The 23,300-nt window shown below is 71.1% G+C and carries 16 protein-coding genes and 2 pseudogenes; 6 read left to right on the forward strand and 12 right to left on the reverse strand.

Going from position 1 to position 23,300, the window contains the following annotated elements; translation table 11 throughout:
- Positions 1-167: 167 nt before the first annotated feature.
- The 9 genes from ACFU5K_RS02305 to iolC all read right to left on the reverse strand — a co-directional run bounded on the left by ACFU5K_RS02305 (position 168) and on the right by iolC (position 12,731).
- Positions 168-1,754, reverse strand: coding sequence for a von Willebrand factor type A domain-containing protein (locus ACFU5K_RS02305; RefSeq protein WP_384055663.1), 1,587 nt, complete (start codon positions 1,752-1,754; stop codon positions 168-170).
- Between the two features lie 126 nt (positions 1,755-1,880).
- Positions 1,881-2,762, reverse strand: coding sequence for an ABC transporter permease (locus ACFU5K_RS02310; protein ID WP_384055605.1), 882 nt, complete (start codon positions 2,760-2,762; stop codon positions 1,881-1,883).
- Complete coding sequence (locus ACFU5K_RS02315; protein ID WP_384055608.1) at positions 2,759-5,527, reverse strand: alpha/beta fold hydrolase; 2,769 nt, start codon at positions 5,525-5,527, stop codon at positions 2,759-2,761. The genes ACFU5K_RS02310 and ACFU5K_RS02315 overlap by 4 nt, the downstream gene beginning before the upstream one ends.
- A 113-nt stretch (positions 5,528-5,640) precedes the next feature.
- Complete coding sequence (locus tag ACFU5K_RS02320) at positions 5,641-6,294, reverse strand: DUF4291 domain-containing protein (protein ID WP_384055611.1); 654 nt, start codon at positions 6,292-6,294, stop codon at positions 5,641-5,643.
- A 73-nt stretch (positions 6,295-6,367) separates the two neighbouring features.
- Positions 6,368-7,867, reverse strand: coding sequence for a CoA-acylating methylmalonate-semialdehyde dehydrogenase (locus tag ACFU5K_RS02325; RefSeq protein ID WP_384055614.1), 1,500 nt, complete (start codon positions 7,865-7,867; stop codon positions 6,368-6,370).
- A gap of 14 nt (positions 7,868-7,881) precedes the next feature.
- Positions 7,882-9,795, reverse strand: a complete 1,914-nt coding sequence (iolD, locus tag ACFU5K_RS02330) for a 3D-(3,5/4)-trihydroxycyclohexane-1,2-dione acylhydrolase (decyclizing) (RefSeq protein WP_384055617.1) — start codon at positions 9,793-9,795, stop codon at positions 7,882-7,884.
- A complete protein-coding gene (gene iolB / locus ACFU5K_RS02335) occupies positions 9,792-10,676 on the reverse strand; it encodes a 5-deoxy-glucuronate isomerase (protein WP_384055620.1) in 885 nt (294 codons plus the stop codon). The genes iolD and iolB overlap by 4 nt, the downstream gene beginning before the upstream one ends.
- 31 nt (positions 10,677-10,707) lie before the next feature.
- Complete coding sequence (locus ACFU5K_RS02340) at positions 10,708-11,619, reverse strand: deoxyribose-phosphate aldolase (RefSeq protein WP_384055666.1); 912 nt, start codon at positions 11,617-11,619, stop codon at positions 10,708-10,710.
- A 20-nt stretch (positions 11,620-11,639) separates the two neighbouring features.
- Positions 11,640-12,731, reverse strand: coding sequence for a 5-dehydro-2-deoxygluconokinase (gene iolC, locus ACFU5K_RS02345; protein ID WP_384055623.1), 1,092 nt, complete (start codon positions 12,729-12,731; stop codon positions 11,640-11,642).
- A 213-nt stretch (positions 12,732-12,944) separates the two neighbouring features.
- On the opposite strand from iolC, the gene ACFU5K_RS02350 reads away from it, so the two are divergent.
- Positions 12,945-13,874 (forward strand): sugar phosphate isomerase/epimerase family protein, encoded by a 930-nt coding sequence (locus ACFU5K_RS02350; RefSeq protein ID WP_384055626.1) that lies wholly within the window; start codon positions 12,945-12,947, stop codon positions 13,872-13,874.
- 164 nt (positions 13,875-14,038) lie between these two features.
- On the forward strand, positions 14,039-14,230 hold the full coding sequence (locus tag ACFU5K_RS02355; protein WP_384055628.1) for a helix-turn-helix transcriptional regulator: 192 nt from the start codon (positions 14,039-14,041) through the stop codon (positions 14,228-14,230).
- Between the two features lie 302 nt (positions 14,231-14,532).
- Here ACFU5K_RS02355 and ACFU5K_RS02360 read toward each other — a convergent pair.
- Positions 14,533-14,709 (reverse strand): annotated as a pseudogene (locus ACFU5K_RS02360) (alcohol dehydrogenase); the annotation flags it as partial.
- Positions 14,710-14,998: 289 nt separating this feature from the next.
- Here ACFU5K_RS02360 and ACFU5K_RS02365 point away from each other — a divergent pair.
- Both ACFU5K_RS02365 and ACFU5K_RS02370 read left to right on the forward strand, forming a co-directional pair.
- The gene (locus ACFU5K_RS02365) at positions 14,999-15,304 is read left to right on the forward strand and encodes a heavy-metal-associated domain-containing protein (protein WP_384055631.1); all 306 of its coding nucleotides are present in this window, start codon (positions 14,999-15,001) and stop codon (positions 15,302-15,304) included.
- A 151-nt stretch (positions 15,305-15,455) separates the two neighbouring features.
- Positions 15,456-17,927 carry a heavy metal translocating P-type ATPase gene (locus tag ACFU5K_RS02370; protein WP_384055634.1) on the forward strand — a complete coding sequence of 824 codons (2,472 nt, stop codon included), beginning with the start codon at positions 15,456-15,458 and terminating at the stop codon, positions 17,925-17,927.
- 548 nt (positions 17,928-18,475) lie between these two features.
- On the opposite strand, the gene ACFU5K_RS02375 is transcribed toward ACFU5K_RS02370, so the two are convergent.
- Both ACFU5K_RS02375 and ACFU5K_RS02380 read right to left on the reverse strand, forming a co-directional pair.
- Positions 18,476-19,774 (reverse strand): citrate synthase, encoded by a 1,299-nt coding sequence (locus ACFU5K_RS02375; RefSeq protein ID WP_384055637.1) that lies wholly within the window; start codon positions 19,772-19,774, stop codon positions 18,476-18,478.
- 197 nt (positions 19,775-19,971) lie between these two features.
- On the reverse strand, positions 19,972-22,203 hold the full coding sequence (locus ACFU5K_RS02380) for an ATP-dependent RecD-like DNA helicase (protein WP_384055640.1): 2,232 nt from the start codon (positions 22,201-22,203) through the stop codon (positions 19,972-19,974).
- Between the two features lie 129 nt (positions 22,204-22,332).
- Between ACFU5K_RS02380 and ACFU5K_RS02385 the strand changes: the two genes are divergently transcribed.
- Positions 22,333-22,839 (forward strand): DUF6584 family protein, encoded by a 507-nt coding sequence (locus tag ACFU5K_RS02385; RefSeq protein ID WP_384055643.1) that lies wholly within the window; start codon positions 22,333-22,335, stop codon positions 22,837-22,839.
- Positions 22,840-23,207: 368 nt separating this feature from the next.
- Positions 23,208-23,300, forward strand: a pseudogene (locus tag ACFU5K_RS02390) (IS607 family transposase); the annotation flags it as partial.

A 23,300-nucleotide genomic window follows, 5' to 3' on the forward strand; every position in this document is an offset into this window, starting at 1 on the left:
CATTGACTGCGCCCGCAATCCCCGTTTAGCTTCCGAGCGGCCTCATTGAAACCTTTCACGACGCGTGGAGCGACCCGGCCGGCGAGTGCCTCCAGGTGTTTCTCCCAGCCGCCACCGACAGGACGGACCCGGCGGGGGTGATCCCCCGCCGGGCCCGGTCGGCCGTGTCAGCCGACTTCGCCTTCGCCCTCTTCGGCCGGCGGTTCGTCGCCGCCGTTCCTGAGCCGGTCGGCCTGCTCGATCATCGCCGCGAGCTTCTCCACCGAACTGTCCTCGGTGGAGGAGGCCAGCTTCCGCGCACGCGTGGCCAGTTCACCGAGCGCGGGCGTCCCCGGCAGGTCGCCGCCGCGCAGCGTGTCCGCGAAGTAGGCGGCCACCGCCGTCACCTGGAGCCGCGCGCCGGCCTCGCCCCAGAGCTTTCCGCCGACCGCGCCGGTGTCCACCGATCCGGTCGCCTCGTGCGCCTTCCTCGTCTTCGGGTCGAGCCAGCGCACCGTCGCCGTCGCCACGTGTCCGGAAGCGCCCTCACGGAGCCGTACGGCGTAGAGCGCGGTCACGGTGTGGCCGGGACCCACCTCGCCGCCGTCGACGCTGTCGTCGCGGAAGTCGTCGTCGGCGACCTTGCGGCTCTCGTAGCCGATCAGCTTGAACCGCTGGACGGTCTTGCGGTCGAACGCCACCTGGGCCTTGGCGTCCCGGGCGCGGAGTTCGACGTGGGCGGGCAGCTGCTCGACGAAGACCTTCCTGGCCTGGGACTCGTCGGCGATGTAGGTGGTGTTTCCGTCACCCTTGTTGGTGAGGCGTTCCATCAGTTCGTCGCCGTAGTCGCTGCCGACTCCGACGCCGAACAGCGTGATGCCGTACTCCTCGCGCGCGTCGCCGATCCGCTCCAGGATCGCGTCGGCGTCGGTCTCGCCGGTGTTCGCGAGGGCGTCGGAGAGCAGGACCACCCGGTTGGTGGCGTCCTTGCGGTGGCCTTCGACCGCCTCCTCGTAGCCGCGTTCGACGCCCGCCGCGACGTTGGTGGAGTCCTCCGGCCGCATCTCCTCGACGGCGTCCCTCACCTTGGTGCGGTTGCCCCGCAGCCTGGTCATGGGCAGCCGGGTCTCGGCCTCGTCGCTGAAGGTGACTAGGGAGACGGAGTCGTCGTCCCGCAGTTCGTCGGCGAGGATGCCCAGCGAGGTCTTCGCCAGGTCGAGCCGTCCGGGCTCGGCCATCGATCCGGAGATGTCGACGACGAAGGTCAGTGCGACGGGCGGGCGTTCACCGGTGGGGGTGGCCGGCCTGGTGGCCAGTCCCACACGTACGAGCGACCAGTCGGCGGCCCCGGCACCGGGACGGGCGCCGTCGACGGAGACGGAGAAGCCGTCACCCCTCGGCGTCCTGTAGCCCTGGCGGAAGCTGTTGACGAACTCCTCCGGACGTACCGTGTCCGCCGCGGGCAGCTGCCCGTCGCCGAGGGTGCGGCGCGCGTACCCGTAACTGGCGGTGTCCACGTCGAGTGCGAACGTCGACAGGTAGTCGGGCGCCACGCTTTCGCGCGCACCGCTGTCCTTCGCCGCCCCGTCCGCGTCCTCCTGCTGCTCCGGCACGGCGGGCGGGGGCTGCTTGCCGCCGGCCGGCCCGCCGCTGCCGGTCGAGCGGTCCACGGACGACTTGGCTCCGTCCGAGTCCGACGCGCCGCAGCCGGTGATCAGAACCGCCCCCAGGATCAGGGCCAGCGCTCCCCTGTACGTCCTCGTCCCGCGTTCCATGCGTGCCCCCCACGTCGTCGACATCTGTGAATGTGACGTACGGGGCGGCCCGGCGGAGTCGTCGAAAACGTTGCGGAACAGTCTCGATGGCGCAACGGCCGGCGCCGGCGCGGCGGAACATCAACGTCAGGACACGATGTCCTTACGACTGAACCCCCGGAAGGCGAGAGCGAACAGGATCAGGGCATAGGTGACGGACACGGCGGCGCCCTTCACCATCCCGCCCCACTCGAGATCGGGCTGGAGCGCGTCCGCCCAGGCGAACTGCCAGTGCGCGGGCAGGAATTCACGCCAGGAGCCGAGAGCGGTGACGGCGTCCAGGACATTGCCGACGATCGTCAGCCCGACCGCGCCGCCCACCGCACCCAGGGGTGCGTCCGTCTTCGTCGACAGCCAGAACGCCAGCCCCGCGGTGACGAGCTGGGAGACGAAGATGAAGGCGACGACGAGTGCGAGCCTCGGCACGGTGTCCGCCGTGCCGAGCGCTCCGCCGGTGGGCAGCTTCAGCGGCCCCCATCCGTACGCCGCCGCCCCGACGCCGAGGGCGACGAGCGGCAGCAGCACCATCGCGGCCAGGCTGAAGCCGAGTGCGACGACGAGCTTGCTCCACAGCAGCCTGGAGCGGGGCACCGGCGCCGCGAGGAGGTAGCGCAGCGAGGACCAGCTCGCCTCGGAGGCCACGGTGTCCCCGCAGAAGAGGGCGACCGGTACCACCAGCAGGAAGCCTGCGGAGACGAAGAGGCAGGTCGCCGCGAAGTTCGCCCCCGACTCCGTGGCGACGTCCATCAGGTTGATCCGGGAGCCGCCCCCGCCCCCTTCGCCGCCCGGGGTTCCCCCGATCGCGAAGGCGGTGACGAGGATGAACGGCAGGGCGGCCAGCACCCCGCCCATGAGCAGGGTGCGGCGCCTTCGCAGCTGCCTCATCGCCTCCACGCGCAACGGCAGCGTGCGGCGGGCGCGGTAGCCGGGGGCCTCCGGGAGCGCCGGGACCTTCGTTGCGGAGCTCATGCGGATCCTTGGGAGATGAGGGTGAGGAAGGCGTCCTCCAGGCGGCGGTGCGGCCCGACGCCCGTCACCGGCACGTCGAGGCGCACCAGGTCGGCGACCAACTGGGCGGAGGTAGCGCCGTCGAGGCGGACGAGGAGACCGCGGCCGTCGTCCACGCGCACGGCGGAACCGATGCCCGGCAACGCGGCCACCTTGTCCACGAGTGGCTCGGCGACCTCGGCCCCGGTGGTGACGAGCAGCATGTCGCCGGATCCGGTGATCTCGGCGACCGGTCCTGCCTGGACCAGCCGGCCGCGGTCCATGACGACGAGGTGGGTGCAGGACTGCTCGACCTCGGACAGGAGGTGGCTGGAGACGATCACGGTGCGGCCCCCGGCCGCGTAACGGATCATGACGTCCCGCATCTCGCGGATCTGCGGCGGGTCGAGACCGTTGGTCGGTTCGTCGAGGATGAGGAGGTCCGGCATACCGAGCATCGCCTGCGCGATGGCGAGCCGCTGCCGCATGCCCTGGGAGTAGGTGCGCACGGCGCGGGCCAGGGCGTCGCCGAGTCCGGCGATCTCCAGGGCCGCGTCGATGTGCGCGTCCCCGGCGGGCCGGCCGGTGGCCTGCCAGTACAGCTCCAGGTTGGAACGGCCCGACAGGTGGGGCAGGAAGCCCGCGCCCTCGACGAAGGACCCCACGCGGGACAGCACGGGAGCCCCGGGCCGGATGGCGTGGCCGAAGACGCGGATCTCGCCGGAGTCGGGGGTGATGAGTCCCATCAGCATGCGCAGGGTGGTGGTCTTCCCTGCGCCGTTGGGCCCGAGGAGTCCGACGACCTGCCCCTTCCCGACGCGGAAGCCCAGGTCGCGGACGGCGTACCGGTCCACGGACTTGGCGTACTTCTTGGACAGGTCCGTGATCTGCAGCGGTACGTCCGCGAGCGCGGGGTCCGGTGCGGGTGTCGTGGTGCGACGGCGTGCGGTGAGCAGGAGGGCGGCGGCGATGACGACCGCCGCGGCCGGGAGCCCCCAGGTCCACCAGGGCAGGACGGCCGAGGCGGTCTTCACGGCGGGTGCCGTGGGGACGGTCAGCGGTCCGTCAAGGGAGACGGTGTAGGTGGCGGGCTCGGCGGGTGAGGCGTAGCCGAGGTCGGTGGCGGAGAGCACGAGCCGCAGCCGGTGTCCGGCGTCCACCTCGTGGTCGACGGCGGGCAGGGTCAGCTCGAGCGGCTTGCCCTGCTGGTCCGGGGTGATCCGGTAGGGAGTGACGAGCTGGGAGGGCAGCACCTGCTGCTTCCCGTCCGGTGAGACGTCGTACACCTTGCCGAACAGCACCGCGTCGCCCCGGTCCGCCTTGACGTTCACGCGGACGGTGGGCGAGCCGGTGACGCGGAGGGCGCCGTCCAGCGGGGCGGACTCGTAACGGGCGTACTGTCCGGGGAAGTCGGCCGAGAGCCCGACGCCCAGTGACGACAGCTGGGAGAGCCCGCCGCCGATGCCGGGAACGGCGGAGACGGAGGGCGGGCTCCCACCGGCCGGGTTGCGGAACGTCTGCGTCCCGCCGCCCGTCGCGGCGCTCCGCCCGCCCCCGGTCGTGGCACCCGGGCCGCCGCCACGCTGAGCGTCCTGTCCGCCGGTGGCCGGGCCGCCGCCGGCGCCGGGCACCTGTGCGGCGCCGGTCAGGGGGATTTCTCGGCCTCCGCCGGTCAGTCCGGGGTACGTGGCGCTGCTCGCGCCGCGCTTGAGGGCGGCGCCGTCGGTGGAGTCGACGCCCCCGGTCCGGGTCACGCGGAATCCGGGGCCGGTGTCGGCGCTCCTGTCCTTCTTCAGGTAACGGTCGAACCAGTCACCGACCCGGCTCTGTACGCGGTCGCCCTCGTCGTCACCGCCGTCGTGGCCGCCGGCGATCCAGTCGACCGAGACGGGAGCGCCGTTGGAGCTGATGGCCTTGGACATCGCGTCCGACTGGGCGAGCGGGAAGAGCGAGTCGCTCTGCCCCTGGACGATGAGCGAGGGTACGTCGATGCGGTCGGCGACCGCGACGGGGGAACGTTCCGTCAGCAGTTCTCGCGCCGCCGCGTCGGGCTTGCCGCTGACGGCGACGCGCTCGTACATGTCGCACAACTGCTTCTGGAACTTCTGGCAGCCGCCGCCGGACGAGACGAAGATCCCCGCCCAGAGCTTCTTGAACACACCGTCCGGGAAGAGCGCGTCGGCGAGGTTCCAGTAGCTGATCACGGGCGCGATGGCGTCGACCCGCTTGTCGTACCCGGCGGCGAGCAGTGACACCGCCCCTCCGTACGAGGCGCCGGTGACACCGACCCGGGGGTCGCCCTTCCCGTCCAGCTCGACCTCGGGCCGGCCGGCCAGCCAGTCGATGAGGCCGGAGACGTCCCTGACCTCGCCGTCGGGCGCGTTGAGCGTGATCTCACCGCTGGTCCTCCCGAAGCCCCGGGCGGACCAGGTCATGACGGCGTACCCGTCGGCGGCCAGCTTCTCGGCCTGGGCGCGCACATCGTTCTTGCTGCCGCCGAAGCCGTGGCCGATGAGGACGGCGGGCCGGCGCTGCGAGCCGCCGGACGTGAAGTACGAGGTGTCGACGGACACCCCGTTCATCTTCATCATCCGGTCCTGTCGGTGCACGGACGACTTGCTGTCGTCGTCGGCCGCGGCGGTCCAGGTACCGGCACCCACGAGTACGGCGAGGGCGGCGACGACCGCGGCCCACCGGCCTGGGGTGCGGGGCAGCCGGTGCCGCCACCGGGAGGTCGGGTTGTCCATGACTCGACCCTAAACGCAGTGCGCGGCACCCCGGGAAGCCGCGAGGGTGAGGTGACCGGCCTCCCTGAGAGGTACGCCACGCAGGCCCGTACTCCATACGCGGTACACCGTGCTCAGGAAAGGCGCCGTTGGGCGGGTGCGCGCGACGACGGGGTGTTCGCCTTGCCGGCCTGAGAGTTCGTGAGCCCGGCCGGCAAGGCGCAGCCCGGGTCGTAGGGCAGTTCCCGGGGAAGCAGGGCGGCGGCCTCGTCGTGCCGGCCGGCCTTGACGAGACCGTGGATGTCGTGCGCGAGCGGCGTGACGTCGCGCACGGAGACCAGCCACCCGTCCGCGTACCGCCGTGCCGCCTCGCCGCCGAGGCCGAGCTGGAGGGAACGGTGCGGCAGCGGGTTCAGGTGGAGGTCGCGCTCGGGGTCCCACTGCACCCGGGTGGGGCTGCGGCGCAGAGCGCGCTGCCAGGCGGCCCGGTCGGGGTGCACTCCCCTGACGTAGTGGGAGAGTTCGGCGTTCTCCAGTGCCCAGGCGAAGCCGTCGCGGAGAATCTCCACGGCGAGCACGGTCTCCTGTCCCTCCTTCGTGCCCCAGCCGCAGCGATACATCATCCAGAGGAAGCTCGGCTTGATCCAGGTCATGCGGTCGCGCTTCCAGGCCGCCGGGAACCGTCCTTCGCGGGCCGCCGGCACACCTATGGCAGGCGGGTACGCCTGGTAGACGGTGAGTGTCTCGGCGGTGTGCTGGGCGCGGATCTCCTGGTGCGGTGCGGTCATGGCCCCAGGATGGGCCGGACGCCGTGCCCCGGGCCACGGGTTTTCGGCCACGGCTGCCGGGCCCGGGAGGCGGTCAGTGGTTGCGGGGGAAACCGAGGTCCACACCGGCGGGGGCGTCGGCCGGGTCGGGCCAGCGGGTGGTGACGACCTTGCCGCGCGTGTAGAAGTGCACGCCGTCGTTGCCGTAGATGTGGTGGTCGCCGAAGAGGGAGTCCTTCCAGCCGCCGAAGGAGTGGTAGCCGACCGGCACCGGGATCGGCACGTTGACGCCGACCATGCCCGCCTCGATCTCCAGCTGGAAGCGGCGGGCCGCACCGCCGTCCCGGGTGAAGATGGCGGTTCCGTTGCCGAACGGCGACGCGTTCATCAGGGCCACGCCGTCCTCGTAGGTGTCGACGCGCAGGACGCACAGGACGGGGCCGAAGATCTCGTCGCGGTAGGCGTCGGAGTCGGTGGAGACGTTGTCCAGGAGGGACAGGCCGATCCAGTGGCCGTCCTCGAAGCCCTCGACGGTGTGCCCGGTGCCGTCCAGGACGACGTCGGCGCCCTGCGCGGCCGCCCCGGTGACGTACGAGGCGACCTTGTCGCGGTGGGCGGCGGTGATCAGCGGGCCCATCTCGGACGTCGGGTCGGCGCCGGGACCGATCTTGATCTTCTCGGCGCGCTCACGGATCCTGGCCACCAGCTCGTCCGCGATCGAACTCACCGCGACGACGGCCGAGATGGCCATGCAGCGCTCGCCGGCGGAGCCGTACGCGGCGGACACGGCGGCGTCGGCCGCGGCGTCGAGGTCGGCGTCGGGCAGGACCAGCATGTGGTTCTTCGCACCGCCGAGCGCCTGGACGCGCTTGCCGTTGGCGGAGGCGGTGGCGTGGATGTACCGGGCGACGGGGGTGGAACCGACGAAGGAGACGGCCGCGACGTCCGGGTGGTTCAGGAGGCCGTCCACGGCGACCTTGTCACCGTGCAGGACGTTGAGCACGCCGTCGGGCAGGCCCGCCTCGGCGGCCAGTTCGGCCAGCAGGTTGGCGGCCGACGGGTCCTTCTCGCTGGGCTTCAGGACGAAGGTGTTGCCGCAGGCGATGGCCAGCGGGAACATCCACATCGGCACCATGGCGGGGAAGTTGAACGGTGTGATGCCCGCGACCACTCCGAGCGGCTGGCGGATCGAGGAGACGTCGACCTTGCTGGACACCTGGGTGGACAGCTCACCCTTGAGCTGCGTGGTGATTCCGCAGGCCAGCTCGACGATCTCCAGGCCCCTGGCGACCTCGCCGAGGGCGTCCGAGCGCACCTTGCCGTGCTCGGCGGTGATCAGCGCGGCGATGTCGTCACGCCGGGCGTCGAGCAGGGCGCGGTAGCGGAAGAGGACGGCGGTGCGTGCGGAGAGCGAGGAGGTGCCCCAGCTCTCGTACGCGGTCTTCGCGGCGGACACCGCGGCGTCGACCTCGTCCGGGGAGGCGAGGGCCACCCGGGTGGTGACGGCGCCGGTCGCGGGGTCGGTCACAGGTCCGTGGTTGCCCGACGTGCCCTCGACGGTCTTGCCACCGATCCAGTGGTTGACGGTCTTCATGACGGGGGTCTCCTTCACAGGTGGCGGCGTCGGGCTGAGATCTGCCGGTCGTACTCTTTCCTGGCCTCGACCGCCGACGGGCGGGTCGCGGTTTCGGCTACGGGAACATCCCACCACGCCTGTGCCGGAGGGGGCCCCGACACTGTGTCTGCCGTTTCGGTCTCGACGTAGACACAAGTGGGGCGGTCCGCGGCGCGCGCCTCGGCGAGGGCTTCGCGCAGCTCCGCGACCGACCCCGCCTTCAGGACGTGCATGCCGAGCGACGCCGCGTTGGCCGCGAGGTCCACGGGCAGGGGGCTGCCGGTGAACGCGCCCTCGGCTGTGCGGTGCCGGTAGGCGGTGCCGAAGCGTTCGGCGCCGACGGACTCGGAGAGGCCGCCGATGGACGCGTAGCCGTTGTTCTGCAGGATGACGAGCTTGATGGGGAGCCCCTCCTGCACGGCGGTGACGATCTCGGTGGGGTTCATCAGATACGTGCCGTCGCCGACGAGGGCCCAGACGGGGCGGTCGGGGGCGGCGAGCTGCACCCCGATGGCGGCCGGGATCTCGTACCCCATGCAGGAGTAGCCGTACTCGACGTGGTACTGGCGTGGGGAACGGGTCCGCCACAGCTTGTGCAGGTCCCCGGGCAGCGAACCGGCCGCGTTGATGAGGATGTCGTCCTCGGTGGCCAGTTCGTCGAGCAGACCGAGGACCTGGGCCTGGGTGGGGCGGGCGTCCGGGTCGTCGGCGGCGTACGCGGCGTCGACGCGCCGTTCCCAGTCGTCCTTGGCGTCGGTGTAGCCGGTCTCGTAGGCGGGGTCGACGTGGTAGCCGCGGGCCCCGAGGGCTTCGCCGAGCGCTTCGAGGGCGGTCCGGGCATCCGCGACGAGGGGGAGGGCGGCGAGCTTGTGGGCGTCGAAGCCGGTGATGTTGAGGTTGAGGAAGCGGACCGCCCGGTCGGCGAAGAGGGTGCAAGATGCGGTTGTGAAGTCCGTGTAGCGGGTGCCGATCCCGATCACCAGATCGGCCTCGCGGGCGAGCGCGTCGGCCGTGGCGGTGCCGGTGTGGCCGATGCCGCCCACGTCCGCGGGGTGGTCGCTGCGCAGGGCCCCCTTGCCGGCCTGGGTGCAGGCGACGGGGATGCGGGTGGCGGCGGCGAACGCGGCGAGCGTCTCCTCGGCCGCGCTGTGGTGGACACCGCCGCCCGCGATGATCAGCGGGCGGCGTGCGGTGCGCACCGCGCGGACGGCCTGTTCGAGCTCGTACGGATCGGGCGCGGGCCTGCGGACGTGCCAGACGCGTGGCGCGAAGAACTCCGCCGGCCAGTCGTACGCCTCGGCCTGCACGTCCTGCGGCAGCGCGAGGGTGACCGCTCCCGTGGCCGCCGGGTCGGCGAGCGTGCGCATGGCCTGGAGGGCGGCGGGGATCAGCGCCTCGGGGCGGGTGATCCGGTCGAAGTAGCGGGAGACGGGGCGCAGGCAGTCGTTGACCGACACGTCACCGCTGTGCGGCACTTCGAGCTGCTGGAGCACGGGGTCGGCGGGCCGGGCCGCGAAGGTGTCCCCGGGCAGGAGCAGCACGGGCAGGTGGTTGACGGTCGCCAGGGCCGCGCCCGTGACGAGGTTCGTGGCGCCGGGGCCGATGGAGGTGGTGACGGCGTGGGCGGAGAGCCGGCCGGACTGGCGGGCGTATCCGACGGCGGCGTGCACCATGGCCTGTTCGCTGCGGCCCTGGAGGTAGGGCATCGCGGGCCCGGACTCGACGAGGGCCTGTCCGATGCCGGCGACGTTGCCGTGGCCGAAGATGCCCCATGTGGCGTCGATCAGGCGGCGTCGCCGGCCGTCCCGCTCGGTGAACTGCTGGGCGAGGAAGGCGATCAGGGCCTGCGCGGTGGTGAGTCTGCGGGTGGGCGCGGCCGGGTCGGACAAGCGGCGTGGAGTGGTCACCGGGCGGCCTCCGGACCGTGGAACGGCAGTCGTGGGTCGACGGGCTGCCCGGGCCAGGTGTCCCGGATCCAGCGGTGATCCGGGTGGTCGCGGATGAGCCACTCGCGCTGCTCCCCCGGGCCGGCCATCACGTTGAGGTAGTAAAGGGTCCGGCCGGGCGGGGCGATGGACGGACCGTGCCAGCCGTCGGGGATGAGGACGGCGTCGCCGGTGGAGACCTCGGCGAGCACGTCCGTGCCGCCCGTGCGGGAGGGCGAGACCCGGTGGTAGCCGAGGCCGTCGCCCTCGACCTCGAAGTAGTAGATCTCCTCGAGCTCCGCCTCGGTACCGGGCAGGTGCTCGTCGTGCTTGTGCGGAGGGTACGAGGACCAGTTGCCGCCCGGGGTCAGCACCTCGACGGCGATGAGGCGGTCGCAGTCGAAGGTGTCGGCGGCGGCGAAGTTGTTGACCTGGCGCGAGCAAGCTCCCGCACCGCGCAGTTCGACCGGTACCTCCGGCGCGGGGCGGTAGCGAGCGGGGAGTCGTCGCTCGCACTTCGCTCCTGCCAGGGCGAAGCGGCCTCCTGCGCCGGAGGCGATCTGGGCGCGTGCGTCGCGTGGGACATAGGCGAAATCACTCACTGCACTGAACACGTCTTCCCTGCCCAGCAGTTCAAAGATCTCACCTGCCGCCTGCACCGTACAGCCACCGGACAACGGCAGAACGATCCATTCGCTCTCCCCGGTTACCAGGGTGTGAACACCACCCGGCTCGAGTTCCAGCACACGCAGACTCGACCGGTCCCACCCGGCGCGCTCCGGGTCGATGTCGAGGGCGTACGGACCACTCGCGGCGTGGCCGGATCTGAGGTGGTACCTGTACTGCTCGTCGGGCGTCGTCATGACTCCATCCCTACCCATCGTCAGGCCTCGTTCAAAGAAGTCCCACGGCCGTGTCGACCGCGCCCGCCACGTCGCCGTCGGCGGGATAGAGCAGCGACCGTCCGACGACCAGCCCCTGGACGGTCGGCAGCCGCAACGCGGCCCGCCATCGCTCGTACGCCGTGTCCGGATCCTCCGCGACCTCGCCGCCGAGCAGGACGGCTGGGAGGGTGGAGGCCCTCATCACCCGCTCCATGTCGCCGGGTTCCTCCGTGACGGGGACCTTGAGCCAGGTGTACGCCGACGTGCCGCCCAGCCCCGAGGCGATGGCGATCGACGTCGTGACGGCCGTGGCCCCCAGGTCGGTGCGGATGCCCCCGGGGGTGCGGCGGCAGAGGAACGGTTCGATGAAGACGGGCAGCCGGTGGGCGGCCATGGTGTCCACCGTGCGGGCGGCGGTGTGCAGGGTGTCCAGGGAGCCGGGGTCGTCGTGGTCGATCCGCAGGAGCAGCTTGCCCGCGTCGAAGCCCCGCCGGGAGAGGTCGGCGGCGCGCAGGCCGGTGAAACGGTCGTCGAGTTCGAAGGCTGCGCCGGCGAGTCCCCCGCGGTTCATGGAACCGATGACCACCCGGTCCTCCAGGGCGCCCAGGAGCAGCAGGTCCTCCAGGACGTCGGCACCCGCGAGCACGCCGTCGACCCCTGGGCGGGAGAGCGCGACGCAGAGGCGTTCGAGCAGGTCGAACCGGTCCGCCATGGCGAGTTCGTCGTCGCCCACGGCGAGGGCGCCGCGGGCGGGGTGGTCCGCGGCAATGATCATCAGACGGCCGGTGGGTCCCAGGAGCGGGCGCCGGCGGCGGGCTTCGGCGGCCTCCGTGACGGCTTCGGGATGTCGTGCGCGCAGCCGGACGAGATCCGCCACGCCGGTGGCGGCCGGCGACGGCGGGGGCTGGGACGAGGAGGACAGCGGGGGCGACGGCGGCGGGGTCACTGTGTGTCTCCTGCGGCTCCTGCGGTCCGGGAGTCCGCGGTGGCCCCCAGCGGCATCGCGGCTCCCGCCGGTCCCGTCCGCGTGGGGTCCGGTGCGCCCACGGCACCGGCGGACAGTGCCGCCTCGACCTCGCCGGGACACGGCATTGCCGACGAACAGGCGAGGCGCGAGGCGACGATGGCCCCTGCGGCATTGGCGTACCGCATCACGCGTTCCGTGTCCCAGCCGGAGAGGAGCCCGTGGCAGAGGGCGCCGCCGAACGCGTCGCCGGCTCCCAGCCCGTTCACGACGTCGACCGGGAGGGGCGGGATCTCGGCGGTCGTGCCGTCGCGGTGTACGGCGAGAACCCCGTCCGGCCCCTGTTTGACCACGGCCAGTTCGGGGCCGGCGGCGAGCAGGGCGCGGGCGGCCGCGTGCGGTTCACGCTCACCGGTGGCGATCTCGCACTCGTCGATGTTCCCGACGGCGACCGTGGCGTGGGCGAGCGCCTCCCGGTAGCGGGCGGGTGCGGCGGAGTCGTGCTCCGCCGCGTCCCAGAACATGGGGCGCCAGTCGAGGTCGAAGACGGTGGTACGGGCACGGCCCGGCGGGTCGTCCGACGCGGCCGCCGCGCTGCGGGCCCGCAGGGCGGTGAGGGTCGCGGTCCGGCTGGGCTCGGCGCAGAGACCGGTGCCGGTCATCCAGAACACGCGGGCGTCCCGCACGGCGTCCAGGTCGAGTTCGTCGGCGTTGATCTCCAGGTCGGGTGCCTTCGGCTGCCGGTAGAAGTAGAGCGGGAAGCGGTCCGGCGGAAAGATCTCGCAGAAGGTCACCGGGGTCGGGTACTCCGCCACGCCGCTCACCCACCGGTCGTCCACCCCGAACTCCCGGAGTGCCTGGTGCAGATAGTCGCCGAAGGCGTCGTGGCCGGTCCTCGTGATGACAGCCACCCGGCGCCCCAGCCGTGCCGCGGCCACCGCCACGTTGGCCGGCGAGCCGCCCAGGAACTTGCCGAAGGTCTCGACGTCGGCCAGTGGTACGCCGGTCTGCAACGGGTAGATGTCCACCCCGATCCGCCCCATGGTGATCACGTCGTACGGCTCAGGCATACGCATCCCTTCGACGCGGTACTCCGGCCCGGTGTTCATCCCGGGAAGGCCCCGCACTCGTCCCCGGGGCTGGCCGCACTCGCCCCGGGAGCCGGCCACCGGCCGGGCTGCGGACTCCCAGGTCTAACCCTGACCCGACGCCCTGTCAACACTTTGTCCGGACATAAGGACGAAGCCTTGACACTCCCTTCCAAGGACTGGAGGGTGGGCGATATGACCTCCTCCGTACCCTCTCCGACCCGCATCCGCATCGGCTCGGCTCCCGATTCGTGGGGGGTGTGGTTCCCCGACGATCCGCTGCAGGTGCCCTGGGAGCGTTTCCTCGACGAGGTCTCCGAGGCCGGTTACGAGTGGATCGAACTCGGCCCGTACGGCTACCTGCCGACCGATCCAGCCAGGCTCGCGGACGAGACCGGCAGGCGCGGCCTCTCGGTATCCGCGGGCACCGTCTTCACCGGATTGCACCACGGCCCCGAGGTGTGGGAGCGGACCTGGGAGCATGTCGCGGACATCGCCGCACTCACCCGGGCGATGGGCGCCGAGCACCTGGTCGTCATCCCCTCGTTCTGGCGGGACGACAAGACGGGAGAGGTCCTGGAGGACCGTACGCTCACCGCAGGGCAGTGGCGCGACCTCACCACCCAGACCGAACGCCTGGCCCGCGAGGTGCGGGAACGCTACGGGCTGCGGATCGCGGTGCACCCGCACGCCGACACGCACGTCGACACCGAGGAGAACGTCAGCCGCTTCCTCGACGCCACGGACCCCGCCCTGGTCTCCCTCTGTCTGGACACCGGCCACTACGCCTACTGCGGCGGCGACAGCGTGAAGCTCATCGAGACCTACGGCGAGCGGATCGGCTATCTGCATCTCAAGCAGGTCGATCCGGTGGTGCTCGCCGACGTCGTCGCGAACGAGGTGCCCTTCGGTCCGGCTGTCGCACGCGGGGTGATGTGCGAACCCCCTGGCGGGGTACCCCCGCTGGAGCCGGTACTGGACGCGGCTCGCGCCCTGGGCACCGACCTGTTCGCCATCGTCGAGCAGGACATGTATCCCTGCCCGCCCGACAAGCCGCTGCCCGTCGCCCGCCGGACCCGCGACTTCCTCCGGAACTGCGGACCTGCCCGGCCTTGGAGCCTTTGAGCCCTCTGCGCCCCCCGGCCCGCTCTGGCCCCAGCAGTCACTCCTCTGTCACGTATGTCCGCGTTCTGCTGGTCCTGTGTCACGGACCTGCGACGTCCCCTGCCCGGTACGAAGCGCTCTCGTTCACGGAACAGAGGCCACCGAGGTACAGAGAGGTGTCATTCATGACGGACAGAACGCTGTGGTCGTACAAGGACATCGCGGCGCACATCCAGGTCCAGCCGGACACGGTCCGCTCGTACCGCAAACACGGCCTTCTCCCGCCTCCCGACGACGTACGGAACGGGAAGCCCTACTGGTACGTCGACACGGTCCTCGCATGGATCGCGTCCCGCCCCAGCAACCGGGGCCGCTGAGGCCGGCCCGAGCGCAGCGACCGGCAGGCCTCGGCCCTCGGAGGCCGGGCGGCGGCGAGCCGTCGTCATCCCCCGGAACCGGCGAGAAGCCCTCAGATCTCCTCGGCCGGTACGGCGGTCCCGCCCCGCGTCGAAAGCGATGGTGGAGGTAACCAGCAGATCCGGCCGCAGGACCCCCGGCCCGCACCATGTCCATCATCGGCGGATAGTCGTGCGCCGCCATGCCGTGGCTGCCCAGGATCTCCAGCTCCAGGCCGATCACCCGCGCCATGGGCACCACGGGGTCACCGGCCGCCGGCGCGCCCCGGCACGTGCGGCAGGACGATGTCGGGGTCGTGGGCCATCCAGCCGTGCCAGTCGCTCCTGCACAGCCCCGTGGCCCCGACGCGCACCACGACACCCCCGTCCGGGGCCATCGGGTCGGGGAGGTCCCGGATGCGTGCCTCCTGCCCGAACTCCTCGAACACCACTGCCCGCATCCGCCCCGCCTCCCGTGGTCCGGCTCGCGCCGTCCGGATCGTCGATCCGGGGAATCTACGCCCCGGCCGTGATCCTGTCCCCCTCCGGCGATGATCCCGGGAGCGCGGCGGTCTTCTTCCGGTCGCCGGCAGGAGCCCCTGGCGTGCGACACGCCCGATGGAGTGACCAGCAGAGCTCGAAATACCCCCTAGGGGTATACTCGGCTGCACAGGTGGGCACATCGCGCCCCCCGGCGCCCCCTCGCGCCCCACCTGCTGCGTCCAGTGTGCCTGCGAAGAGGAGAACGTCATGACCGCCGAGACCGAGACCCCCCGGGCCGCCGGCTCCTGCTGCTCGTCCACCGGCTCATGCCAGGACGGTGCGGCCGAAGTCCGGACGGGCGGCGTCACCGCGGTGTACGAGGTGAAGGGCATGACCTGCGGCCACTGCGAAGGAGCCGTGTCCGAGGAGATCTCCGGGATCGACGGGGTCACCTCGGTGAAGGCTGAGGCCGCCAGCGGCCGGGTCACGGTCGCCTCCGCCGCCCCGCTCGCCGAGGACGCGGTACGCGCCGCGGTCGACGAAGCGGGCTACGAACTACTCGGCCGCGCCTGAAGACGCCGGGACGACCCGGGCGCCCCGCACCCAGGCGCGCGCACACGCGCGGGGCGCCCCCCACACACGCACCTCCGTCGCGCCGTCACTCCACCCGGGAAGCAGATACTGGTGGGGTAGCGGCACGACCGTTCGACCCAGGAGTCCGCACATGGCCGGCACCACGGCATCCGAGGCCCCCGCGGAGGAGACCTCCGAGACCGAGTTCACGATCGGCGGGATGACCTGCGCCTCGTGCGCGGCCCGCGTCGAGAAGAAGCTCAACCGGATGGACGGGGTCACCGCCACCGTCAACTACGCGACCGAGAAGGCCCGCGTCTCCTTCGGCGCCGGAACCGCGCTCGAAGACCTCGTCTCGACCGTCGAGAAGACGGGCTACACGGCCCAGCCGGTGGTCCGCCCAGCCCCCGCGCCTCCACCCCCGGCAGGCGGGGAGGATGCGGCACCAGGAGCCTCCTCCACCCGCCAGGACGGCGAAGGCGGCGCGTCCGGGGACCCGGCCGCCGTCCGGCCCGAGGACACCTCCGACACCTCCGACGGGGCGGCCGACGGGGCGCTCGCCGCACTCCGGCAGCGACTTCTGGTCTCGGCGACGCTCGCCGTACCGGTCGTCCTGATGGCCATGGTCCCCGCCCTGCAGTTCGACAACTGGCAGTGGCTCTCCCTCACCCTCGCCTCCCCGGTGGTCGTCTGGGGCGGACTGCCCTTCCACCGCGCCGCGTGGGCCAATCTGCGGCACGGCGCCGCGACCATGGACACGCTGGTGTCCCTCGGTACGCTCGCCGCCTTCGGCTGGTCCCTCTGGGCCCTGTTCCTGGGTGACGCCGGCATGCCGGGCATGCGGCACGGGTTCGACCTCACCGTCTCCCGGTCCGATCCCTCGGCCACCATCTACCTGGAGGTGGCGGCCGGAGTCACCGCTTTCCTCCTCCTGGGGCGCTACCTGGAGGCGCGGTCGAAGCGGAAGGCGGGCGCCGCTCTGCGCGCCCTGCTGCACCTGGGAGCCAAGGACGTGACGGTCCTGCGCCCCCGGACGGGAGGGAGCCCCGGAACGGGCCGTCAGCCCGAGGCAGAAGCGCCCCCCGGCGCCACGGGGCAGGCGGCATCCCTCACCGACGCCTCCGCCCAGGACTTCACGGAGGTACGCGTCCCCGTGGGCGCGCTCCTCGTGGGCGACCGGTTCGTCGTACGGCCAGGCGAGACGATCGCCACCGACGGCACCGTCGTCGAGGGCTTCTCCGCGGTCGACGTATCCATGCTCACCGGCGAATCGCTTCCCGTGGACACCTCCCCGGGCGACTCCGTCGCGGGCGGCACGCTCAACGCGTCGGGGCGGCTGGTGGTCGAGGCCACCCGGATCGGCTCCGACACTCAGCTGGCCCGCATGGCCCGGCTCGTCGAGGACGCCCAGAACGGCAAGGCCTCCGCCCAGCGCCTGGCGGACCGCATCTCGGCCGTCTTCGTCCCCGTGGTGCTGCTGCTCGCCCTGGCGACCCTGGTCGCCCAGCTCCTCGCCACGGACGACGTCACGGCGTCGTTCACCGCCGCGGTGGCCGTCCTGATCGTGGCGTGCCCCTGCGCCCTGGGACTCGCCACTCCCACCGCCCTCATGGCGGGTACCGGACGCGGCGCCCAGCTCGGCATCCTCATCAAGGGGCCCGAGGTGCTGGAGACCGCGCGCAGGGTCGACACCATCGTGCTCGACAAGACCGGCACGGTCACCACCGGCCGGATGACCCTGGGGCGCGTCCACACCGATCCCGGCACCACCGAGGCCGAAGTGCTCCGGCTCGCGGGCGCGCTCGAGCACGCGTCCGAGCACCCAGTGGCCCGCGCCGTCGCCGCCGGTGCGGCCGCCCGGAACGGCGGGGCGTTCCCCGCTCCCGTGGACTTCACCAACGTGCCCGGTCTCGGCGTGCGCGGCACCGTCGAAGGCCACCGCGTGCTGGCCGGCCGGCCGCGGCTCCTGGCCGACGAGGGAATCACCCTGTCGCCGCTGCTGGCCGAGGCACTGGCGGAGGCGGCCGGTCAGGGCCGGACAACGGTCGCCGTGGCCTGGGACGGCCGGGCGCGAGGGGTGCTGGAGGTCGCCGACACGGTGAAGGAGGGCAGCGCCGAGGCGGTCGCGGAGCTACGCGCACTGGGGCTGAGGCCGATCCTGCTGACCGGCGACAACCGGGCGGCCGCGGAAGCCGTGGCCCGCGCGGTCGGCATCGACGAGGTCCACGCGGAGGTGCTGCCCGAGGACAAGGCCGAGGTCGTACGGCGCCTCCAGACGGAAGGCCGGTCCGTCGCGATGGTCGGTGACGGGGTGAACGACGCCGTCGCCCTGGCGGTCGCCGACCTGGGCCTTTCGATGGGCACGGGGACCGACGCGGCGATCGAGGCGGGCGACCTCACGCTCGTTCGTGGAGATCTCAAGGTGACCACTGCCGCCATCCGGCTGTCACGGCGTACTCTGTCGACTATCAGAAGTAACCTCTTCTGGGCCTTCGGCTACAACGTGGCCGCACTGCCTTTGGCTGCGTTCGGGCTGCTCAGCCCCATGATCGCGGGTGCGGCGATGGCGTTTTCGTCGGTGTTCGTCGTGACGAACAGTCTGAGGTTGCGCTCCTTCACATAATTTCTACAAAGAGACTTAGATCACACCGATTCGAGGGTAACCATCTGATGAGTTGGTGAGTCTAAGAGTGCGATGCCATGGATGTCTTGGGGGACGTCCGATGGAGTGTCTTGGGGGACGCTCCTGGCTATCGCCGGCCGGGGCACGTGCACCGGGGAGCTTTGAGCGGCCCTCCCGTACGTACCCCGGCAGCCGCACAGCAGGACCGAACTGAATACGCGCCACCGCACAGCAGAGGAGTTCAGGCTCCCCTCTCAGACGCCCGGCCGGATCCCGTGGGGGGAATCCGCTCCGGGACATGGAGAACGCCCCGTCCGTCGACCCGTGGGGGGATCGGCAGGCGGGGCGTTTTTCCACATGTGGGCGCACGCCGCACCGCACTCGCCGTACCCCGTGCCACCCCGGACCGGGAGCCGGGGGTGTCACCCTCCGGGCCCCGGAACGCCGAATCGCCCCGACACCGCGCCCCGAACGGTCGGGCGCGGTACGCGGGACGAAGGATGCCGGCCGGATCAGCCGGGTACAGCAGCGGCTCGGGCGAGCGTGGTTCAGCGACCCTCGACCGGGACGAAGTCGCGCAGGACCTCGCCGGTGTAGATCTGGCGCGGGCGCCCGATGCGGGATCCCGGCTCCTTGATCATCTCGTGCCACTGGGCGATCCAGCCGGGAAGGCGGCCGAGCGCGAAGAGCACGGTGAACATCTCGGTCGGGAAGCCCATGGCGCGGTAGATCAGGCCCGTGTAGAAGTCCACGTTGGGGTAGAGGTTGCGCGAGACGAAGTACTCGTCGGAGAGCGCGTGCTCCTCCAGCTTGAGCGCGATGTCGAGCAGCTCGTCGGACTTGCCGAGCGAGGACAGCACGTCGTGGGCGGCAGCCTTGATGATCTTGGCGCGAGGGTCGAAGGACTTGTACACCCGGTGGCCGAAGCCCATCAGGCGGACACCGTCCTCCTTGTTCTTCACCTTCTGGATGAAGGAGTCGACGTCGCCGCCGTTGGCCTGGATGCCCTCGAGCATCTCCAGGACCGACTGGTTGGCGCCGCCGTGCAGCGGGCCCCACAGCGCGGAGATGCCCGCGGAGATCGAGGCGAACATGTTCGCCTGCGAGGAGCCGACCAGACGCACGGTGGACGTCGAACAGTTCTGCTCGTGGTCCGCGTGCAGGATGAGCAGCTTCTCGAGCGCCGAGACGACGACCGGGTCCGGCACGTACTCCTGGGCCGGGACCGAGAACGTCATGCGCAGGAAGTTCTCGACGTAGCCGAGGTCGTTGCGCGGGTAGACGAACGGGTGACCGATCGACTTCTTGTACGCGTACGCCGCGATCGTCGGGAGCTTGGCCAGCAGCCGGATCGTCGAGAGGTGACGCTGCTCCTCGTCGAACGGGTTGTGGCTGTCCTGGTAGAAGGTGGACAGCGCACTGACGACCGAGGACAGCATGGCCATCGGGTGGGCATCGCGGGGGAAGCCGTCGAAGAAGCGCTTGACGTCCTCGTGCAGCAGCGTGTGCTGGGTGATCTCGTTCTTGAAGGCCGACAGCTCGTCGGCCTTGGGAAGGTCACCGTTGATCAGCGTGTACGCGACCTCGAGGAACGTCGAGCTCTCCGCGAGCTGCTCGATCGGGTAGCCGCGGTACCGCAGGATGCCCTGCTCGCCGTCGAGGTAGGTGATGGCGGATTTATAGGCGGCGGTGTTGCCGTATCCGCTGTCCAGCGTGACCAGGCCCGTGTTGGCCCGGAGCTTCCCGATGTCGAAGCCCTCGTCGCCGACGGTGCTGTTGATCACCGGGTAGGTGTACTCGTCATCGCCGTACCGCAGTACTACAGCGTTGTTGGTGTGCTCGCTCACGTCATCCCTCACCGACGTAGTGCCTCTTCTTCGAGGTGCCCTGACTGTCTCCACCCTCCCCCATTTGGCTCAGGAGAGTGCACTCGGGGTCGTCCATTGGACCTACTGGCGGCACTGAGTGCCGTCAACTTTCTCATCCTGCCCCCTGGACCCCGGTTCCGGAAGAGCTCAGTGATGTTTCCCACCGTTTTGATCGATCATTTTCCCGGGAAGTCTCCGGCCGCACCGCCCCGGAGCCGGAAATCCAGTGCCGTACAGCGCCTGCCTGCGGAAACGGTGCGGACGGCCTGCCCGATGGCCTTGCGTGAACCGACCAGCACGACAAGCTTCTTGGCCCTGGTCACAGCGGTGTACAGCAGGTTCCGCTGCAGCATCATCCAGGCACTGGTGGTGACCGGGATGACGACCGCCGGGTACTCACTGCCCTGCGAGCGGTGGATGGTCATCGCGTAGGCGTGGGCCAGTTCGTCCAGCTCGTCGAAGTCGTACGCGATCTCCTCCTCCTCGTCCGTGAGGACGGTCAGCTTCTGCTCGTCCGCGTCGAGAGCGGTCACGACACCGACCGTGCCGTTGAAGACCCCGTTCTCCCCCTTGTCATAGTTGTTCCTGATCTGTGTCACCTTGTCGCCTACCCGGAAGACCCGGCCTCCGAACCGCTTCTCGGGCAGTCCCGGGCGTCCGGGGGTGATGGCCTGCTGGAGCAGCCCGTTGAGATGGCCGGCGCCTGCCGGACCGCGGTGCATCGGGGCGAGGACCTGCACGTCACGGCGTGGGTTCAGGCCGAACTTGGCGGGGATGCGGCGGGCGGCGACATCGACGGCGAGCACCCCGGCGTCCTCCGTCTCGTCCTCGACGAACAGGAAGAAGTCGTCCATACCCTGGGTCAGCGGCGGCACCCCCGAGTTGATGCGGTGGGCGTTGGTGACGACGCCGGACTTCTGGGCCTGGCGGAAGATGGTGGTCAGCCGGACCGCGGGAACGGGGCCGCCCTCGGCCAGCAGGTCGCGCAGCACCTCCCCGGCGCCGACCGAGGGCAACTGGTCCACATCGCCGACCAGAAGGAGATGGGCACCCGGTGCCACGGCCTTGACCAGCTTGTTGGCGAGCAGCAGATCGAGCATCGACGCCTCGTCGACGACGACCAGATCGGCGTCCAGCGGCCGTTCGCGGTCGTACGCCGCGTCCCCGCCGGGCCTCAGCTCCAGCAGCCGGTGCACAGTGGACGCCTCGGCTCCGGTCAGCTCCGAGAGCCGCTTCGCCGCCCGCCCGGTAGGGGCGGCCAGCACGACCTTGGCGTTCCGGGCACGGGCCAGTTCGACCACTGAGCGGACGGTGAACGACTTCCCGCAGCCGGGTCCACCGGTGAGCACGGCCACCTTCCTGCTGAGCGCGAGCCGGACGGCCGCCTCCTGCTCGGGAGCGAGCTCGGCCCCCGTGCGCCCCGCGAGCCAGGAGAGCGCCTTGTCCCAGTCCACGTCCTGGAACGCCGGCATCCGGTCCTCCGGCGTCCGCAGCAGGCGCTGTACCTGGGCGGCGAGGGAGATCTCGGCGCGGTGGAAGGGCACCAGGTACACGGCGGTGACGGGCTGCCCGTCCTCGGGTCCCGGCACCTTCTCGCGTACGACGCCCTCCGGGTCCTCGGCGAGTTCGGCCAGGCAGTCGATGACGAGCCCGGTGTCCACCTGGAGGAGCTTCACCCCGTCCGCGATCAGCCGCTCCTCGGGCAGGAAGCAGTGGCCCTGGTCGGTGGACTGCGACAACGCGTACTGCAGCCCCGCCTTGACCCGCTCCGGGCTGTCGTGCGGGATGCCGACGGCCTGGGCGATGCGGTCGGCGGTGAGGAAGCCGATGCCCCAGACGTCGGCGGCCAGCCGGTAGGGCTGGTTCTTCACGACGGAGATCGAGGCGTCCTCGTACTTCTTGTAGATGCGGACCGCGATGGAGGTGGACACGCCGACGGTCTGGAGGAAGACCATGACCTCCTTGATCGCCTTCTGCTCCTCCCACGCCGCGGCGATCATCTTCGTGCGCTTCGGGCCGAGGCCCGGCACCTCGACCAGGCGCTTCGGCTGCTGCTCGATGATGTCGAGGGTGTCCACTCCGAAGTGGGTGGTGATGCGGTCGGCCATGACGGGGCCGATGCCCTTGATCAGCCCGGAGCCGAGATAACGGCGGATGCCCTGGATGGTCGCCGGGAGGATCGTCGTGTAGTTGTCGACCTGGAACTGCTTGCCGAACTGCGGGTGGGACCCCCAACGCCCCTCCATCCGCAGGGACTCACCGGGCTGGGCGCCGAGCAGCGATCCGACGACGGTGAGCAGGTCGCCGGCCCCGCGGCCGGTGTCGACGCGGGCGACGGTGTATCCGTTCTCCTCGTTGGTGTAGGTGATGCGCTCCAGGACGCCTTCGAGCACGGCCATGTTGGACATGCGACGACGCTACCGGTCGCCGCCGACAGTCCGCCCCGGGCCCACCCCCGCAGACGCGCCACAGCACCCCTGCCGGGCCGTCCCGAAATCCGGTCGACCCGCAGACCGGTCGGCGCCGATGATGTGGCCATGGCACAGACCGACACCCTGGCGCGCGTCGACGCCGACCTCGCCGCCGGGCGCGTACCCATGGCACGACAGCGGTTGCGCGGGCTGGTCTCCTCCTTCCCGCACGACCAGGCGCTGCGCCGTCGCCTGGCCGAGGTGTACCGGCTGTACGGCGACCCCGCGGAGGCCGGACGCTGGATATACCTGGAGGAGGACCGCTCCGCCGAGGAGACCGCCGCTTTCGAGACGCGGTACGCCGATCCCGTACGCCGGATGAGGGCCCTGGCCTGGCGTGGTCCGAAGACGGCCGCGGGTTCCGCCTTCGCGGCGCGGGAGCTGGCGTCCGTACGGCTCTCGGCGAGCGCGTCCGCGGGCCGGGATCTCGACTGGGACACCCTCCGGGACGCCGGGAACGGCACCACGGACGACGGCTCGTTCGGCCGGTCCCTGGCCGCTCTGGGGTGCCTGGCCGTCACGCTCGCGTTCCTCGCGGTGTGGGTGAACGGACTGGTCGACCTCTTCGGCTGACCCCCGGCGGCCTCCAGGACACACTGTTGCCCACGCCCGCCGGCGGTATCCCGGCGCGCTGTGGGGTACGGCTTGTGAAGTCGCGGAGAAAGACTGCTGGGCAGCGCCCTGGAACACCCCGCAGGGACCACCGAAGGGCTCCTCCAAGGGCGTTCACCCTCCCGTTCACCCCCGCCCTCGTCCCGGCGCCCGTCGCGGGGCACACCGGCGCTCAGGCCTCCCCCGGGCCACCCCAAACACCCTCCGACCTGGGCTTATACCTCCATCCCGACTAAACTTCAGCTGTCTGGAAGGGGGTGGGCAGCTGTGCGCCCCTATGGTCGATTGAGTGAGTGTTAGAACACTCGAGCAATGTTACGATCTTGTTTATGAATCTTACGGAGTGGGCGGAAGCGAACGGTGTGCATCGACAGACCGCGTATCGCTGGTTCCGTGAGGGCACGTTGCCGGTCCCTGCTGAG

The sequence above is a fragment of the Streptomyces sp. NPDC057428 genome (assembly GCF_042803195.1).
Lineage (GTDB): Bacteria > Actinomycetota > Actinomycetes > Streptomycetales > Streptomycetaceae > Streptomyces.

Bases quoted from the DNA above. Each gene is read 5' to 3' on its own strand.
- ACFU5K_RS02305 (WP_384055663.1), bottom strand. From the start codon at position 1,754: ATGGAACGCGGGACGAGGACGTACAGGGGAGCGCTGGCCCTGATCCTG.
- ACFU5K_RS02310 (WP_384055605.1), bottom strand. From the start codon at position 2,762: ATGAGCTCCGCAACGAAGGTCCCGGCGCTCCCGGAGGCCCCCGGCTAC.
- ACFU5K_RS02315 (WP_384055608.1), bottom strand. From the start codon at position 5,527: ATGGACAACCCGACCTCCCGGTGGCGGCACCGGCTGCCCCGCACCCCA.
- ACFU5K_RS02320 (WP_384055611.1), bottom strand. From the start codon at position 6,294: ATGACCGCACCGCACCAGGAGATCCGCGCCCAGCACACCGCCGAGACA.
- ACFU5K_RS02325 (WP_384055614.1), bottom strand. From the start codon at position 7,867: ATGAAGACCGTCAACCACTGGATCGGTGGCAAGACCGTCGAGGGCACG.
- iolB (WP_384055620.1), bottom strand. From the start codon at position 10,676: ATGACGACGCCCGACGAGCAGTACAGGTACCACCTCAGATCCGGCCAC.
- iolC (WP_384055623.1), bottom strand. From the start codon at position 12,731: ATGCCTGAGCCGTACGACGTGATCACCATGGGGCGGATCGGGGTGGAC.
- ACFU5K_RS02350 (WP_384055626.1), top strand. From the start codon at position 12,945: ATGACCTCCTCCGTACCCTCTCCGACCCGCATCCGCATCGGCTCGGCT.
- ACFU5K_RS02355 (WP_384055628.1), top strand. From the start codon at position 14,039: ATGACGGACAGAACGCTGTGGTCGTACAAGGACATCGCGGCGCACATC.
- ACFU5K_RS02365 (WP_384055631.1), top strand. From the start codon at position 14,999: ATGACCGCCGAGACCGAGACCCCCCGGGCCGCCGGCTCCTGCTGCTCG.
- ACFU5K_RS02370 (WP_384055634.1), top strand. From the start codon at position 15,456: ATGGCCGGCACCACGGCATCCGAGGCCCCCGCGGAGGAGACCTCCGAG.
- ACFU5K_RS02380 (WP_384055640.1), bottom strand. From the start codon at position 22,203: ATGTCCAACATGGCCGTGCTCGAAGGCGTCCTGGAGCGCATCACCTAC.
- ACFU5K_RS02385 (WP_384055643.1), top strand. From the start codon at position 22,333: ATGGCACAGACCGACACCCTGGCGCGCGTCGACGCCGACCTCGCCGCC.